The following is a 17,639-nucleotide window of genomic DNA, read 5'->3' on the forward strand; positions in this document are numbered from 1 at the left end:
ATGAAATTAGAAAGTCCACATAGAAGATATAATATTTTAACAGGAGACTGGATTCTTGTTTCTCCTCATCGCACAAAAAGACCCTGGCAAGGAAAGTCGGAAAAACCAGTACAATTTTTAAAAGTACCGTATGATGAGGATTGTTATTTATGCCCTACAAATACTAGGGCTAGTGGAAATGTGAATCCTGATTATAGTGAGCCTTTTGCTTTTAACAATGATTTTGCCGCGCTTATAGATTTGGAAGATACTACCGTTTTTAAAGATGGCTTCCTAATGGCGCAATCAGAATCTGGGATATGTAGGGTGGTTTGCTTTGCGGCAAATCATTCGCTTACATTGCCACTTATGGAGGCAAGTGATATTGAGAGAGTCATTCTTCTGTGGCAAAAAGAGTATCGAGAGTTGGGAAGTAAAAAGGAGGTTAATCACGTGCAGATTTTTGAAAATAAAGGTGCTATGATGGGATGTAGCAATCCACACCCTCACGGGCAGATATGGGCTCAAAATTCCATCCCAGAGGAGGTTGCCAAGAAAACCGAGCGACAAAAAAGCTATTTTGAAAACAAAGGAGTCTCTCTTTTAGGTGATTATATAAAGCAGGAGTTACAAGAAAAGGAGCGAGTGGTCTATGAGAATGATCATTTTGTTGCAATCGTTCCTTACTGGGCAGTATGGCCCTATGAAACGATGATCGTGCCCAAACGTCACGTCTCAAGAATTACAGATTTTACAGATGAGGAAGTGGCAGATTATGCGCTTGTAATTAAAGTCTTAACCACGAAGTATGATAATATTTTTAAAACTTCATTTCCATACTCTAGTGGTATACACCAAGCGCCAACGGATGGTCAAGAACATCCAGAATGGCATTTACATATGTCTTTTTACCCACCTTTATTACGTTCTGCAACGGTAAAGAAGTTTATGGTAGGGTATGAGTTATTTGCAAATCCGCAACGAGACATCTCTGCAGAGCAAGCCGCACAAACTATTCGTGAACAATCTGACCATCACTATTTAATAGATGTTTAAAAAGATAGTGGTTCTAAGATACGCTCCATTTTCATACCTCGAGATCCTTTTATAAGTACTGTTGTGTCTACTGGTATTTGTTTTGAGTACGCTTTCGCGAAAGCGTCATAACTTTCATAAACTTTTTGCATAGGGTGAGGAGAAGAAGTGCCAAAATCTGGGCCTATCGCATACACTTGTGAGATGTTAAGATTATGTGCAAGGTCTAAAATGGCTTGATGTTCTGTTTTTGAGGTTTCACCCACTTCAAACATATCTCCAATAAATGCAATTGTGTTTGTACCTGTGGCTTGCAGGTTTTTTAATGCAGCAGCCATACTTGTCGGGTTTGCATTGTAAGCGTCTAGTATAATCTTGTAAGTGTCTTTGTCAATAATTTGTGATCTATTATTTGACGGCACATATTTTTCTATACCATTTTTGATATGGGTAAGTGGCACGTCAAAGTGATTACCCATAGCCATAGCTACAGCAATATTTGAGAAGTTATATGTGCCTATGAGATTACTTGTAATCGTGGTTCCACCCACAGTAATCTTTAAATTGCCTGAGCCATCTTCTAGATATACTGGGTACTCGCTTTGTGATGAGCCAAAGGTCTTTGAAACAATATTTGCAGACTGTCGTACTTGAATCTCATCTTGATCATTTATAAAGACGAGCTCATTGTTTTCTCGGAGGTAGTTATAAAGTTCACTTTTACCTTTTATCACACCTTCAAAACCCCCAAAGCCTTCTAGATGTGCTTTGCCAAAGTTTGTGATATAACCAAAATTAGGTTGTGCAATCTCAGACAGCATTTTTATCTCCCCTTGATGATTTGCGCCCATCTCTACGATCCCTATTTCTGTGCTGTCATCCATAGTTAGTAGGGTGAGTGGTACCCCTATGTGGTTGTTTAGATTACCTTTTGTGGCAATAACGTTATACTGCTCAGATAGCACGGCATAAATAAGTTCTTTTGTAGTGGTTTTTCCGTTACTACCTGTGATTCCTATGATGGGTAGGTCTAGGTAGTTGCGGTGATAATTTGCAAGTTGCTGCAAGGTGGTTAGTACATCATCTACAAGTACAGACCTATCTGTAACATATTCTTTTTCATCTACAATTGCTAGAGACGCTCCAGATTTGAGGGCTTGCTGGGCAAATTTATTTCCATTAAAGTTTTCGCCTTTGAGCGCAAAATAAATTTGATTTTCCTCAAGGCTTCTTGTATCTGTACAAACACCATTACTATTTAAAAAGTGGAAATGTAACTCTGCTATAGTCATAACTAGTAAAATATTATATCAAAAAAGCCCTCACGAGAGAGGGCTTTTTTATGTATGTAATCAAGAGTATTATCTAGCTCTCTTTCCTGTTTTTGATTTTGAACCTACGCGAGACATCGCACAACGGAAACCAATATCATCTGTTGCCATACCTTGTGGTAAGAAACGGCGCTGTGCTGGATCAAGCCAGTAAGCTCTGTCTCTCCAAGAACCTCCTTTGTAAACGCGCACTTCGTCATTTATTAGTGATGTTCTATTGTTAGACTCATCATAACGGCGTTCTACACTACCTGCGCTGTCTTGCTCAACTCTGTGTTGTGGTGAGTTGTACATCTTCTTGTTTGAGTCTGGATTTTCGGCATCGTCATTAAACGACTCAAAGTATCTTGTAGATCTTCTGTCACCATCTCTAAAGTTACGGTTGTCACTTGTAGAAAACTGAGTTCTTAGGTAAGTCTCATCTTCATCTACCGGTACCTGTAGTATTTCTCCAGGTAAATCTCTTGCGATTATACTTCCGTTTGCAAGTGTGTCATATACAATAGAGTCTGTAGTAACTACTTTTACCTTCCCATCTTCTCCTATTGCATTCTTTGTGTAAACGTTACCACGGTAGTAGTTAAAGTCATTAAACTCATCATCTACTATAGGTCTATAAACATCTGCTACCCACTCAGACACATTTCCAGCCATATCATAAAGGCCAAAGTCATTAGGCTCATAGCTTTTTACCTCTGCAGTGATATCTGCATTATCATCAGACCACCCAGATATTCCTCCGTAATCACCATCTCCTTGCTTAAAGTTAGCTAGGTGATCTCCACGAGTACGTCTACTTGATGATCTAGTATATGATCCATCCCAAGGATATTTCTTACGACCACGATATACATTGTAGCTTCTTAATTCTGTAAGACCAAGAGCTGCATATTCCCACTCTGCTTCTGTAGGTAATCTGTAGTTTGGTAAAAGAATTCCGTCAGAGCGTTGTACAAATATATTTGTACTGTCGTTTTGCTTCATTCTACGCTCACTAGATCTTCCTCCACGAGCAAGACTATCACTTCCTCCATAGGTAAGTGTAGGTGCGTTTAAATATGTTTCTGTATCAAAAGTAGAGCTTGCATCTACATCAAATCTAGCCCCTCTCGCTGTATAACCTTGCTCTTCTAGTATTAACTCATTTACACGGTTAGATCTCCAGTTTGCATACTCTACAGCCTGTATCCAGCTCACACCCACCACAGGGTAGTTTGCATATGCAGGGTGACGTAGGTAATTTTCTGTCATAGTCTCGTTAAAACCAAGACGGTTTCTCCATACTAATGTGTCAGGAAGTGCTCCCTTGTAAATGTTTCTATAATTTTCTTCTTCTGGAGGAAAAACCTTCTTAAGATAGTCCAGGTACTCTAAGTACATCCCGTTAGTTACCTCAGTTTCATCTATATAAAAAGATTGTACGTGTTGCTGGTTTGGAGAGTTATTCCAGTCGTGCATTACATCATCTTGTACTTTACCCATAGTAAAAGTACCTCCTTCTACAAAGACAAGTCCAGGTCCCGTAGCTTGCTCTTCGTAGTCTGTTTTTAGTTTAAAACCTCCGTTTTTACCGTCTACTTTCCAACCAGTACCTCTAGAGGAATCTTTGTAGTCGTTTGATTTACTGCAACTTGCTACTGTGAAAGAGATCACGGCTAGCGCCAGCATTTTTAATGCAAAGTGTGGTTTCATAGGTTTTGCGTTCATTAGATTTGGGGTTGCAATATAGTAATAACTCGTTAAAGTGCAAGCATTTTACGACGTCGAACCCAAAAAAATATTCACTAGTTATAGGTAACTCATTAGTAACGGCGTGATTTATTCTTTATTATTGTTATGCATAAAAAAATCATCGCTATTACTCGCGGGTCAATACTAAGCCATACGCACTTGCGTTACCATACTAATGAAATCTACCATTACCTTACTCTTTTTACTCCTTACGTTTGCGGTTTCTTCACAAACCGAGCGACTACAAATTAAGTGGGGTGAGATAGTAAAAAGTAACGGGAGCTCTACTAGTATAGAGTCTATCAATCTCTCACAAGATGGTGATGGCAACTGGGAGTACCACACTCAGTACAAGACAGCGAGTGCCATTGCAGCCTCCACTTCGAAATTAGTTAATGTGCAGCTAGAGCCAGTGCCTCAAAGCTTGCTCTCCCTTATTAATAAAGATGAGCTGTCTAATAAGGTAGTTGCGACATTTACTGCCGCAAGAGCTAGAGAGGTAAATTATGCAGTTGTTACTTTTAACCCTTTTGTTAATCAAAATGGACAAGTAAAACGAGTTGTAAGTGCTGGGTTTAATTACGCTTTCGCGAAAGCGCAATCTCAACCATCCTCATCCTTACCTATTACAAACAGTGTACTTGCAACGGGCAATTTTTATAAATTTTATGTAGAAGAAACAGGAGTGCACCGCATAAGTAGAGGTTTTATGCAAAGCCTTGGGGTGAATGTAAATAACATTGATCCGTCAAAAATAAAAGTATATGGGTATGGAGGTTCGCCATTACCATTTCTCAATAGTGATAATACAGAGTTTGACCTAAAGGAGATTGCTGTACAAATAGAAGGAGGTCAAGATGGCTCTTTTGACTCAAATGATGGAGTCTTGTTTTATGGAGAAAGCACACGAATATATCACGAAGAGCTAGATACACACATTAATCCATATGCAGACAGGTCATACTATTATATTACTGTAGATGGAGATAATGGCCAGCGCATACAGCCGTATGTAGAGCCCGCAGGAGCATCCTCTGTAACTCATACCACCTATGACGACTATGAATTTTATGAAGAGGATGAGGTAAGTCTAGTTAAAATAGGAAGAAGGTGGTTTGGAGAATCTTTTAGCTTTGAGAATGAGCAGTCTTTTGATTTTGAGTTTACAAACGTAGTTCCAGGTGAGACAGCAAGCTTGCGTGTCGTAGCTGCAGCAACATCAGAGAGTTCGACATCTTTTGATGTTTCTGTAAATGGTGCAGGTGTAGGTTCTATCCCTATTTTACCTATTAATAATATAGTGCTTGCAAGGGGAGATGAGCTTGAGGTACAAGTTCCCATTACAAGTGAAGAAGTAACGGTTACCCTTACCTATAATAATAGTGGTAATCCTTCTAGTACCGGTTATCTAGATTTTATAAGTCTAGAGGTGCCGTCACAGTTAAGTGGTACAGGAGGGCAATTTGATTTTAGTAATAGAGATGCAGCGCTACAAACAGGAGTAGGGGCTTATATTTTTTCTAATGCTCAAGGGTATTCTCAGATATGGGAGGTGACAAACCAAGCAAGTGTGCGTGCTTTACAAATAGAAGACCAAAATGCTATTACTTTTAAAAGTAACCTTGGTACAGATAGGCGTTTTGTAGCGGTACACCCATCAGATTATTATGAGCCGCTTCGTGAGGGTGGTAGTGCCTTGATAAGTAATCAAAATTTAAAGGGTACTATATTTTTGAATAGTAGTGGCAGCTTTCAAGATGTGGATTACCTTATGATTACTGGTAATACACTCTTGTCACAAGCCGAAAGACTAGCACAACATAATAGGGATTTTAGAGGTCTTAATGTCAAGACGGTAACGCTAGAGCAGATATATCAAGAGTTTGGTGGAGGTAAACAAGATATTGGGGCAATACGCAATTTTGTGAGATATGTTTATGAAAACGCATCGTCTGATGCAAACAGACTTAAATACGTATGTCTCTTTGGAGATACCTCTGTAGATTATAAAAATCGTATCACTGGGAATAATAATGTGATGCCCACATATCAAACTTTTGATAGTTTTAGTCTTGTGCGTTCCTTTATGAGTGATGATTTTTACGGCTCCTTAGATCCAAATGAGGGAAGGATGCTTGCATCAGATAAATTAGATCTTGCCGTAGGGCGCATCGTGGCAGACACACCACAACTTGCAAACACAGTAGTAGATAAGATTATTAATTATGACGCAAGAGCATCTTATGGTAGGTGGCGCAATAATTTTGTGCTCGTGTCTGATGATGTAGATGAAGCATTTGAGTTTACTCAGCTTCAGGGTACGCTCGATAATCTAGGAGATCAGATAAGTATAGAGAAGCCTTTTGTAAATGTGATAAAAATACATAGTGATGCCTTTCAGCAGCAATCTTCTGCTGGTGGAGATAGGTATCCTCAGGTAAATGAAGCTATAGAAAATGCGATAGAAGTAGGTTCACTTGTGGTGACTTATCTCGGTCACGGTGGAGAAGAACTTCTAGCAGCAGAGGCTATCGTTACTCAAAATGAAATTGATAACCTCGATAACGGCGAGCGATTGCCACTTGTGGTGACAGTTACCTGTGAGTTTGGAAAATTTGATAACCCCGAGCGACCTACAGGTGGAGAAGAGCTTTTTTGGAATGCAGAAGGGGGAGCCGTAGGACTTGTTACTACAACTCGTGAGATAACAGTAACGCTTGGAGTACAATTTAATAATGCGCTTGTAGAGCAACTCTATTCTTTTGGGACTAATGAAGTGCAAAGCGTGGCAGAAAATATAAGAAATTCAAAAAACGGTATTTCTGACCCGCTTAGAAGAGTCATATTTTTTGTGGGAGATCCAGCAATGAAACTTGCGTTTCCAAAACCAGATATACAGCTTACCGCGGTAAATGATGTGCCAGTTACAGAAGAGTTGCCCGTGCTTAAAGCATTGGATCTCGTAAAAATTAACGGTCGAGTGACGACAGAATTTGGACAAACGCTTACAAATTATACAGGCACACTTGCTGTGACCTTGTATGACAAACGTATAGAGAGACAAACACTAGGTAATGACGGGGTGCAAATAGGGGGAGATCTTGCAATAATGGATTTTACGACACTAGGAGCAATACTTTATAGAGGTCAGGCCTCAGTGACTAACGGTAATTTTGAATTTACATTTAGAATGCCACGAGATACAGCAATACCTTTAGGTAATGGTAGACTTAATTTTTATGCTGAGCGACTAGGGGTTTTAGAAGACCAGGCGGGAGTAAATGAAACCATTATTATAGGAGGTCTTAATGAGGATGCGCCAGAAGATAACTTAGGGCCTACAATACGTCTCTTTATGAATGACGAAAACTTTGTAAATGGTGGTATTACAAATGACTCTCCTATTATTCTAGCAAAACTCGAAGATGAGAATGGTATAAACACTGCCAGCGGGATAGGTCACGATATAGTAGCGATTATAGATGGTGATGAAACTAATCCCATAATTATGAATGACTTTTACGAGACCGAGGTAGATAATTTTATGAAAGGTACAGCGGCAAGAAAAATTAGAAATCTAGAACCCGGTCCTCATACACTTTCCTTTAAAGCTTGGGATGTTTATAATAATTCATCCACTGCAGAGTTGCAATTTGTTGTTCTTGGAGATGATGAGATAGAGCTTGAGAATGTCCTTAACTACCCTAATCCATTTGTAAATTATACAGAGTTCTGGTTTAATCATAATCGCCCGTTTGAGCCTCTTGATGTTCAGGTTCAGATATTTACAGTGAGTGGTAAGGTGGTAAAAACTATAAATCAATCTGTGATGACAGAAGGTTTCTTGTCTAGAGATATCACTTGGGATGGTCTTGATGATTTTGGGCAAGCAATAGGAAAAGGTGTCTACATCTATAAGATAACCGTAAAATCTACGTTAACAAACAAGCGAGTGGAGAAAATCGAGAAGCTTGTAATCTTATAATTATAAAAAAAATAAAAGTCTATATTTACCAAAATTACCCTTTAGTATGAATAAGTTTTTATCGCTGTTAATAGCAGCTTTTATTTTGTCTAGTGCATCTATCCAGGCACAAGATGAGCCTAATACAATTACCACGGCAGTTCCTTTTCTTGCTATTGCTGGAGACGCACGTGCTGCGGGTATGGGAGAGCAGGGAGTTGCAACGAGTCCAGATGCTTATGCTGTACAATGGAACCCAGCAAAACTGGCCTTTCTACCAGATCAACATAACGTGGGTATAAACTACACACCTTACTTAGGAAACCTAGTAAATGATATAGGGCTGCTCCAGGCAGTCTACGCAAACCGTATTGATGACCGTAGCGCTTTTGCGGCAAGTCTACGTTATTTTAGCCTTGGTACTATTAATACAAGAACCGGTGCAGAAGGTCCTGGGTTAGATATTAAGCCTAATGAGTTTTCTATAGACGCAACATATGCTCTTAAGCTAGATGATCAATTCTCAATGGCGGTTTCTGGGCGCTTTTTACAGAGTAACTTGCGTATACAGCAACTCGATGAGTTTGCAGATGCCAGTCCGGCGAGTTCTTTTGGGGTAGATATCTCAGGTTATTACCAGTCTGAAGAGCAGGTGTATAACAACTTTGATGGTAGATGGAGAGCTGGATTTAATATCTCAAACATAGGTCCTAAAGTGAGTTATGACGATGCTGGTCAAGAAAACTTTATCCCAACTAACTTAAAGTTAGGAGGAGGTTTTGATTTCATACTAGATAGTTATAATAAAATATTTGTAGGTCTTGAGTTTAATAAACTACTCGTGCCTACACCACCTTTAAGAGGAAGAGTAGATACTAATGGAGATGGAGAAATCACATCTGAAGATGATGTTGTAATTATAGCAGGTCAAGATGATGATGTAAACTTCTTCTCAGGTATTTTTCAATCTTTTGGAGATGCGCCAGATGGATTTAGTGAAGAGTTAAAGGAAGTGACGTGGTCGCTTGCAACAGAGTATACGTATAATGATGTGTTTGCTTTAAGAGCAGGATACTTTAATGAAAGTGATATTAAAGGAGCGCGTAAATTTGCAACACTAGGAGCTGGGTTTGAGTTTAACTCAATAGACCTAGATCTATCTTATCTATTTTCTACAGGATCTGTAAGAAGTCCTTTGGAAAACACGCTTCGTTTTGGACTTACGTTTACCTTTGGTGAAGAGTACGACGAGTACTAGAATTAAGACTTTCGCTTAAAGCGAAATAACTTTATGGAAAAAATAAAAATCGAATCGTTTCTTGATGTGTATTCCTCTAAGGATGAGATTCCAGAAACGATTTCTTCTTTAATGGATGAAGCATTTGCTGCTAGAGAGCGAGCGTATGCTCCGTATTCTAACTTCTTAGTGGGTGCTGCTATTCTTCTTGATAATGGAGAGGTTGTTACCGGTAATAACCAAGAGAATGCTTGTTATCCCGCTGGATTATGTGCAGAGCGCACAGCCATTTTTTATGCATCTTCACAATATCCAGATGCAAAGATGCTCACAATGGCAATTACAGCACGCGCTAGAGATAAAGAAACTATAGATCCTATACCGCCGTGTGGTGTGTGCAGGCAAGCTATTGCAGAGTATGAAATCAAGCAAGAAGCGCCCATTGAGCTTTATTTTATGGGAGAAAAGGGTAAGGTGGTTAAGAGTGCCTCTTTAGAAAATATACTTCCGCTACTCTTTACTTCAAAGTATCTATAATAGGTTCACTAATAAAACCTATGTTGTGATGGGTGTGAGAGCGCTTTCGCGAAAGCGTAAAAAGGCAACTATTTATTACGAAAGCGATTGCGTAATTTTTCCTCTCTTACAGTTTTTACATATTCCTTTAAATCGTTATTTTTGTTATTCGCCTAAAAATGGGTGGCATTTATACGCTTTTAAATGAAAAAAATCACGAAGGAAACCTACCTTAATTGGTACGAAGAGATGCTCTTCTGGCGCAAGTTTGAAGACAAGCTAGCTCAAGTATATATTCAGCAAAAAGTACGTGGCTTTCTACACCTGTATAATGGGCAAGAAGCAATACTAGCAGGATCACTACACGCAATGGATTTATCTAAGGATAAAATGATTACTGCATACCGTAATCACGTGCAACCTATCGGGATGGGAGTAGACCCAAAGCGAGTAATGGCAGAGCTTTATGGTAAAGGAACTGGCACCTCACAAGGTCTTGGAGGTTCTATGCACATATTTTCTAAAGAAAAAGGATTTTACGGAGGTCACGGTATTGTAGGGGGGCAAATCCCACTAGGTGCAGGAATGGCTTTTGGAGATAAATATAACAAGACAGGTGCGGTGACGCTTTGCTACTTTGGAGACGGAGCAGCAAGACAAGGATCGCTACACGAGACATTTAATATGGCAATGCTCTGGAAACTTCCAGTAGTATTTTGTGTAGAAAATAATGGGTACGCAATGGGAACTTCTGTTGCGCGTACTGCAAACCACGAAGATATCTGGAAACTAGGTTTAGGATATGAGATGCCTTGTGGACCTGTAGATGCGATGAATCCTGTGGCCGTAGCCGAAGCGATGGACGAAGCTATCGAGAGAGCTCGCCGTGGTGACGGACCTACATTTTTAGAGCTCAAAACCTACCGTTATAGAGGTCACTCTATGTCTGATGCACAACACTATCGTACAAAAGATGAGGTGGCAGAGTATCAAAAAATAGATCCTATCACTCAGGTTAAGGAGGTTATCTTAGAAAAAGGTTATGCAACCGAAGAAGAGATAGATGAAATGGGCAAAAACGTTAAGAAACGCGTTGCAGAGTGTGAGAAGTTTGCAGAAGAAAGCCCATTCCCAGATGTAAATGTTATGTACGATGTAGTGTACGATCAAGAAGATTATCCATTCATACCTCATAGATTATAAGTTATGGCAGAAGTAATAAATATGCCGCGTCTGAGCGACACGATGGAAGAAGGAACAGTCGCTACCTGGTTAAAAAGCGTAGGTGACAAGGTAGAAGAAGGAGACATACTAGCAGAGATTGAGACAGATAAAGCTACAATGGAGTTTGAGTCTTTTAACGAGGGTGTATTATTACACATTGGGATAGAAGAGGGGCAAACAGCAAAGGTAGATACCCTACTTGCCATCATAGGTGAAGAAGGAGAAGACATCTCAGGACTGCTTACTGGTGACGCTTCCGCGAAAGAAGAAGAAACTTCAACTTCAGACTCAAGTGATTCAGAAGATAACGCAGAGGCAACAGCCGAAGATGATACACAAGAAGACACATCTAGCGATGTGCCAGAAGGAGTTATTGTTGTAACAATGCCTAGACTCTCAGACACAATGGAAGAGGGGACAGTAGCTACCTGGCTTAAAAGCGTAGGTGATATGGTAGAAGAGGGCGATATTCTTGCAGAGATAGAAACAGATAAGGCTACAATGGAGTTTGAGTCTTTTCAATCTGGAACGCTATTGCATATAGGTATCAATGAAGGTGAAACTGCAAAGGTAGATGCCTTACTCGCTATTATAGGCCCAGAAGGGACAGATGTTTCTGGAGTTATAAAAAGTGGTGGAGCCCCTGCAAAATCTGCACCTAAAAAAGAAGAAAAGAAAGAGGAGAAAAAAGAAGCACCAAAAGCTTCAAAAGAAAATACAACCAGTGCGCCTAAGGCTGCTGCTCCAGCAAAAGCAACTACAACTACTAGCACAAACGGAGGACGTATTTTTGTATCACCTCTAGCAAAGAAAATAGCAGAAGAGAAAGGTATAAACCTTGCTCAAGTAAAAGGAACTGGAGAAAACGGTCGTATTGTAAAGAGTGATGTTGAGAACTTCACACCTTCGGCAGGCGGTTCTGTGCAACAGTTTGTTGCAACCGGAGAAGAAAGCTTTGAAGAGATAGAAAACTCTCAAATGCGTAAAGCGATTGCTCGTGGTCTTGGTAAATCTAAGTTTACAGCACCTCATTATTACCTGAACGTTGAGTTCAATATGGAAAATATGATGAGTTTCCGTAAACAGTTTAACACGCAGCCAGATACAAAGGTTTCTTTTAATGATATGATCATTAAAGCAACTTCTATTGCGCTTAAACAACACCCTCAGGTTAACTCACAATGGTTTGATGATAAGATGCGTCTTAACCACCACGTGCACATAGGTGTAGCTGTGGCTGTACCAGATGGACTTGTTGTACCTGTAGTAGAGTTTGCAAATGAGAAGTCATTACAGCAAATTAATGCAGAGGTAAAGACACTAGCTGGTAAAGCGCGTGACAAGAAGCTTACCATTCCAGAGATGGAAGGTTCTACTTTTACGATATCTAACCTTGGTATGTTTGGAATAACAGACTTTACGTCTATTATTAACCAGCCTAACTCGGCAATATTATCTGTAGGAGCGATTGTAGAGAAGCCAGTTGTAAAGAATGGTCAACTTGCAGTAGGTCACACGATGAAGCTTACACTTGCTTGTGATCACCGCACAGTAGATGGTGCGACAGGAGCACAGTTCTTACAAACGCTTAAAACATATATTGAGAATCCTGTACTTATGCTTGCATAGGCACACAGTAATTATAAATGTATAAACCCACGCATCTGTGTGGGTTTTTTTATCTTTAGCTTTATGAGAAAATTATTAGTTATAAGTACAGCGGTACTACTTACCGCTTGTAATTCAGGAGCACCATTAGTAGGTGTTAAGGGTGAGAATGTGCCGGAGGTAAAAGGGTCTAATCCTACTCAGGTAACGATGGTAATGCCAGATATAAAGAAGATGAAGTCTGTAGAGAATACGATGACTTTCTTAGCCTCAGATGAGTTGCAAGGCCGTGATACCGGTAGTGAAGGTATAGAGATGGCCGCTCAGTTTATAGAGGCTCGCTTTAAAGACGCAGATGTAAAACCATATTATAATACCTATCGAGATAATTTTGAAGCAAAGGGGCGTGATGCTTATAATATTGTAGGAGTTCTTGAAGGAACAGATCCGCTACTTAAAGACGAGGTTATTATTATAGGTGCTCATTACGATCATATAGGTAATGGCAAAGCCGTAGATGGTGATGTAATTGCAAACGGAGCAAATGATAATGCAGCTGGTACAACAGCTGTACTAGCTCTTGCAGATCATTTTGCAAAGGCAAAAAATAATAAACGTACACTCGTATTTGCATTATTTTCGGCAGAAGAAAAAGGATTGTTAGGCTCTAAGCATCTTGCTAAAGAAATGAAAGCTGCAAACACTGTTGTCTATATGGTATTTAATATAGAGATGATAGGAGTGCCTATGATAGGAAAAGATCACACAGTGTATGCGTCAGGTTATGAGATGTCTAATTTTCCTGAGGTGTTTAATAAGTACGCAGGATCTAAGGTGGTAGGTTTTTTACCAAAGGCTAAAGAGTTTAACTTATTTATGCGTAGTGATAACTACCCGTTCTTCTTAGAATTTGGTGTTCCGGCACATACGATTTCTTCTTTTGACTTCACAAACTTTGATCATTACCACGGTGTAAATGATGAGGTAGAAGAGATGGATATCGCTTTTATGGAAAAAGCCATAAAACAATTTATACCAGGTCTAGAGGGACTGGCAAATAGCAAGACTCAAGAAGTAAAGGTTGTAAAGCAATAGCAAAGAGTAGATAAGACAGGTTATGAAAAGAGTTATTATTACTGGAACAAGTAGAGGGATAGGTTTTGAGCTTGCAAAGCAATTTGCAAAGGAGGGGCATCAGGTACTTGCGCTTTCGCGAAAGCATAAAAGTTGTGCAGATCTTAATCTACAAAACCTTACCGCATTTCCTTTTGACATTACAAATCAAGATGATTTTCAAAAAGTTGTAGACTTTATAGAGAGCGACTGGGAAGGTGTCGATATCTTAATTAATAATGCAGGTGCATTATTAAACAAACCATTTGCAGAGACTACCATTGCAGATTTTGAACAGGTGTATCGTGTCAATGTTTTTGGTGTAGCAGAGATGACTCGTGTAGTGCTGCCTTATATGAGCAAAGGAAGCCACGTGGTGACTGTATCAAGTATGGGAGGAATACAAGGGAGTATGAAATTTCCGGGTCTGGCGGCTTACAGCTCAAGTAAAGGAGCAGTTATCACCTGGAACGAACTTCTGGCAGAAGAGTATAAAGAAAGCGGTATCGCTTTTAATGTGCTAGCTCTAGGGGCTGTACAAACAGAGATGCTAGAAGAAGCATTTCCGGGTTATGAGGCACCACTTAGTGCAGTGCAAATGGCAGATTATCTTTATGACTTCTCTCGTAAGGGTAATGCTTTTTATAATGGTAAAACACTGCAAGTGTCTGCAAGTACACCTTAATGTATGGTTGAAACCTTAAAAAAATACATTCCGGAGCGGGCAGCACCACCTGTTTTAGAGCTTATAAAAGAACACGGAGTGTATCTTAAAATTGTAAATGAGCGACTCACCAGGCACGGAGATTATAGAATATTACCAGACGGGCAACACCAGATTACCGTTAATGTAAGTCTTAATAAATACAGGTTTCTCGTCACGCTAGTACACGAGATAGCACATCTCGTTGCGTTTAAAAAATACGGTAGGCGTATAAAACCCCACGGAAAGGAGTGGAAGCATACCTTCCAGCACCTTATGTTACCTTTTATACGGCCTGAGATATTTCCTCAAGATTTATTGCCTTATCTGGCAAGACATTTTAAAAACCCAAAGGCAAGTAGCGATACAGACGCACATCTTTCTGTAGCTTTAAAAATGTACGACCCACCGTCTGATAAAAATTATATATTTGAAATCCCTACAGGGAGCACCTTTAGAATCCAAAATGGAAAAATTTTTCAGAAAGGAAGCAAAAGAGTTAAAAGGTATGAGTGTGTGGAAGTTGCAACCGGAAAAGTGTATCTTTTTCAACCCAACGCGGAGGTAGAGCATTTAAAATAACACAAGTATGAAAGACAATAAAAACTATTATGCCCTTCTTATGGCAGGAGGTGTAGGTTCTAGGTTTTGGCCTGTAAGTACACAAGCTTTCCCAAAGCAGTTTCACGATATGCTAGGTACGGGAGAAACTTTATTACAAAAAACGTTTAAGCGTCTTTCAAAGCTCGTTCCAGAAGAGCAAATACTTGTGCTTACTAATGTAGATTATAACGATCTCGTAAAAGAGCAATTACCACAAATCGCACAAAAAAATATTGTGCTAGAGTCTGCAATGCGCAACACGGCTCCTTGTATTTTACTTTCGGCACTTAAGGTAGAAAAGGAAAACCCAGATGCAGTGATGATAGTTGCACCTAGCGATGCCTGGATTGAAGATGAAGACGCCTTTGTAAGTGATTTACAAAAAGCCTTTGATGCGGCACAGAAGGAAGAAGCTATTGTGACCTTAGGGATACAACCCACATTTCCTAATACGGGGTATGGATATATAAATTATGATAAGAGTGATAACGCTTTCGCGAAAGCGGTAAAACGTTTTACAGAAAAACCAGATTACCCTACTGCCAAAGAATTTGTAGCCAGTGGAGAATACCTCTGGAATGCCGGAATGTTTATCTGGAGTGTAGAAACCGTAGTAAATAGCTTTAAAGAATTTTTGCCAGAGATGTATGCCCTTTTTAATAAAGGGAATGCTGTTTATAACCTACCAGAGGAGCAAGCTTTTATAGATGAAGAGTATCCTAAGGCAGAAAATATAAGTATAGATTTTGGCGTGATGGAAAAACATCAAAATGTAAAAGTCGTTCCAGCTACTTTTGACTGGAATGACTTAGGTACTTGGGGATCACTATATGATAAAATGCAAGGCGATTCTGGTGAAGATGCTGTAGTAAATGCTCGCGTGATTGCAACAAACACTTCTGGTAATATCATTAGAACAGCAAGTGATAAAGTGGTAGTTGTAGACGGACTTAAAGACTACATTATCGTCGAAAAAGAAGATGTTCTCGTTATTGTGCCAAAAAGTAAGGAGCAAGACATCAAGGAGATTCGTAATGAGGTACAATCAAAATTTGGTAATAATTTAGGATAGTGGAAAATAAAGATAATATAGGGGCAAATCCTGACCCAAAGCCTAGCGAGTTAGATATAAATCCTAAAGAAGATATGCGCGATGAGGCGCAGAGTGTCTGGGAGTCTATAAAGCAATTTTTAAACGATCTTCTTGATATACGAGAAGACACAGATCGCTCTACTACGGTAGAGGCGATACGTAAGGATATCCCTTTTAAGGGGCACAATGCGTGGATTCTTATATTCTCCATTTTTGTAGCGAGTATAGGTCTTAACGTGAGTAGTACGGCAGTAGTGATAGGAGCGATGCTTATAAGCCCGCTTATGGGACCTATTGTAGGTGTAGGACTTTCTATTGCTATAAACGATGCGCTTATGATGAAGCGCTCGTTTGTAAACCTTGCCGTTATGATTGTACTTAGTGTGCTCACGGCAACGTTATATTTTAGTTTATCACCAGTAAAGGAAGAAACTCCAGAGCTTATGGCTCGTACCTGGCCTACTATACTTGATGTATTTATAGCCATCTTTGGTGGTCTTGCACTTATAGTGGCAAAGACTAAGTCTGGTACCATTGCCAGTGTGATTTTTGGTGTAGCCATTGCAACGGCACTTATGCCGCCTTTATGTACTGTAGGGTATGGATTGTCACAATCTATTATAGGTAACAGTGAGGGGCTCTACTGGGCGCTTGGGGCGATGTATTTATTTTCTATAAATGCTGTATTTATAGCGCTAGCTACATTTACAGTATCAAAGCTTCTCAAATTTCCGCTTGTAAAATATGCAAATCAAAAAAGAAGAAAGCGCACCACGCGTATGGCTACGCTTATAGCGGTACTTGTTTTAGTGCCTAGTGTATGGACTTTCTTAAGACTGCTCAATCAGCAAATTTTTATCACAAAAGCAAAAGCTTTTGTGACGAATACAATTAAGTACGAAGGTGCAGAGATTGTAAAAGAAACTGATGACGCCGAGAAAAAACGAATAGATGTCTACCTTATAGGGAGTCTGGTACCTCAAAATATAATAGATAGGTGGGAAGATGAATTTAAAAAAACAGAGGACTGTGAGAACTGTACCCTCGTAGTACACCAAGGAGCAGATCAAAGCGGTGAGCTAGCCGCTAGATTGAGTACAGAGGTGCGTTCTGGAATCTTAGAAGATCTATATGTGAAAAATCAAGAAGCAATGAGCTCAAAAGATGAGCAAATAAGATTGCTAGAAAATGAGGTGACACAACTTAGAAGCACTGCCTTGCCATTTGCATCTATGCGTAATGAGGCTAAGATTAATTATGATGGGCTCAAACGTTTTGGGTATGCGACTGAGATTACTACAGACTTTAGTGGCGCTATAGATACACTCACCGTCGTGCGTGTGATGTGGGCAGATAGTTTATCTCAAGCGGTAAGATCAAGACAAGAGCAAAAAATGGGTCTCTGGATTAAAGAGCGTTTTACGCTAGATACTGTGGTGGTAAGTGGTAATGTTGAGGTAAGAAAGTAAACGGAAAGTGTTGCTCTTCTTCATTACTGAAAT

General features: G+C 39.7%; 13 protein-coding genes. 11 read left to right on the forward strand and 2 right to left on the reverse strand.

From position 1 onward, the window contains the following. A complete protein-coding gene (locus tag I597_RS05900) occupies positions 1–1,035 on the forward strand; it encodes a UDP-glucose--hexose-1-phosphate uridylyltransferase (RefSeq protein WP_035327427.1) in 1,035 nt (344 codons plus the stop codon). Here I597_RS05900 and I597_RS05905 read toward each other — a convergent pair. Continuing rightward, on the reverse strand, positions 1,032–2,306 hold the full coding sequence (locus tag I597_RS05905; RefSeq protein ID WP_035327429.1) for a UDP-N-acetylmuramoyl-tripeptide--D-alanyl-D-alanine ligase: 1,275 nt from the start codon (positions 2,304–2,306) through the stop codon (positions 1,032–1,034). The genes I597_RS05900 and I597_RS05905 overlap by 4 nt on opposite strands. A 69-nt stretch (positions 2,307–2,375) precedes the next feature. Further along, entirely contained in the window at positions 2,376–4,037 is a 1,662-nt protein-coding gene (gldJ, locus tag I597_RS05910; protein ID WP_035329032.1) for a gliding motility lipoprotein GldJ, read from the reverse strand. 214 nt (positions 4,038–4,251) lie between these two features. Here gldJ and porU point away from each other — a divergent pair, with 214 nt between their 5' ends. From porU to I597_RS05960, 10 genes are all read left to right on the forward strand, one after another. Next, positions 4,252–8,061, forward strand: coding sequence for a type IX secretion system sortase PorU (gene porU / locus I597_RS05915; RefSeq protein WP_035327430.1), 3,810 nt, complete (start codon positions 4,252–4,254; stop codon positions 8,059–8,061). Positions 8,062–8,107: 46 nt separating this feature from the next. Continuing rightward, a complete protein-coding gene (porV, locus tag I597_RS05920) occupies positions 8,108–9,298 on the forward strand; it encodes a type IX secretion system outer membrane channel protein PorV (protein ID WP_035327432.1) in 1,191 nt (396 codons plus the stop codon). 33 nt (positions 9,299–9,331) lie between these two features. Then, positions 9,332–9,814: a cytidine deaminase gene (locus I597_RS05925; protein WP_035327433.1), complete on the forward strand. Its 483-nt coding sequence runs from the start codon at positions 9,332–9,334 to the stop codon at positions 9,812–9,814. A gap of 183 nt (positions 9,815–9,997) precedes the next feature. Then, complete coding sequence (gene pdhA / locus I597_RS05930; RefSeq protein WP_035327435.1) at positions 9,998–10,996, forward strand: pyruvate dehydrogenase (acetyl-transferring) E1 component subunit alpha; 999 nt, start codon at positions 9,998–10,000, stop codon at positions 10,994–10,996. Between the two features lie 3 nt (positions 10,997–10,999). Further along, complete coding sequence (locus I597_RS05935) at positions 11,000–12,646, forward strand: pyruvate dehydrogenase complex dihydrolipoamide acetyltransferase (RefSeq protein ID WP_035327437.1); 1,647 nt, start codon at positions 11,000–11,002, stop codon at positions 12,644–12,646. 63 nt (positions 12,647–12,709) lie between these two features. After that, a complete protein-coding gene (locus I597_RS05940; RefSeq protein WP_035329034.1) occupies positions 12,710–13,720 on the forward strand; it encodes a M28 family metallopeptidase in 1,011 nt (336 codons plus the stop codon). 22 nt (positions 13,721–13,742) lie between these two features. Further along, a complete protein-coding gene (locus tag I597_RS05945) occupies positions 13,743–14,423 on the forward strand; it encodes an SDR family NAD(P)-dependent oxidoreductase (protein WP_035327439.1) in 681 nt (226 codons plus the stop codon). Between the two features lie 3 nt (positions 14,424–14,426). Then, positions 14,427–15,023, forward strand: coding sequence for a SprT-like domain-containing protein (locus I597_RS05950; RefSeq protein ID WP_035327441.1), 597 nt, complete (start codon positions 14,427–14,429; stop codon positions 15,021–15,023). Positions 15,024–15,030: 7 nt separating this feature from the next. Then, a complete protein-coding gene (locus tag I597_RS05955; protein ID WP_035327443.1) occupies positions 15,031–16,116 on the forward strand; it encodes a mannose-1-phosphate guanylyltransferase in 1,086 nt (361 codons plus the stop codon). After that, on the forward strand, positions 16,116–17,606 hold the full coding sequence (locus I597_RS05960; protein WP_035327445.1) for a DUF389 domain-containing protein: 1,491 nt from the start codon (positions 16,116–16,118) through the stop codon (positions 17,604–17,606). The genes I597_RS05955 and I597_RS05960 overlap by 1 nt, the downstream gene beginning before the upstream one ends. Positions 17,607–17,639: the final 33 nt, after the last annotated feature.

The organism is Dokdonia donghaensis DSW-1, from assembly GCF_001653755.1.
In the GTDB taxonomy this organism is placed as follows: Bacteria; Bacteroidota; Bacteroidia; order Flavobacteriales; family Flavobacteriaceae; genus Dokdonia; species Dokdonia donghaensis.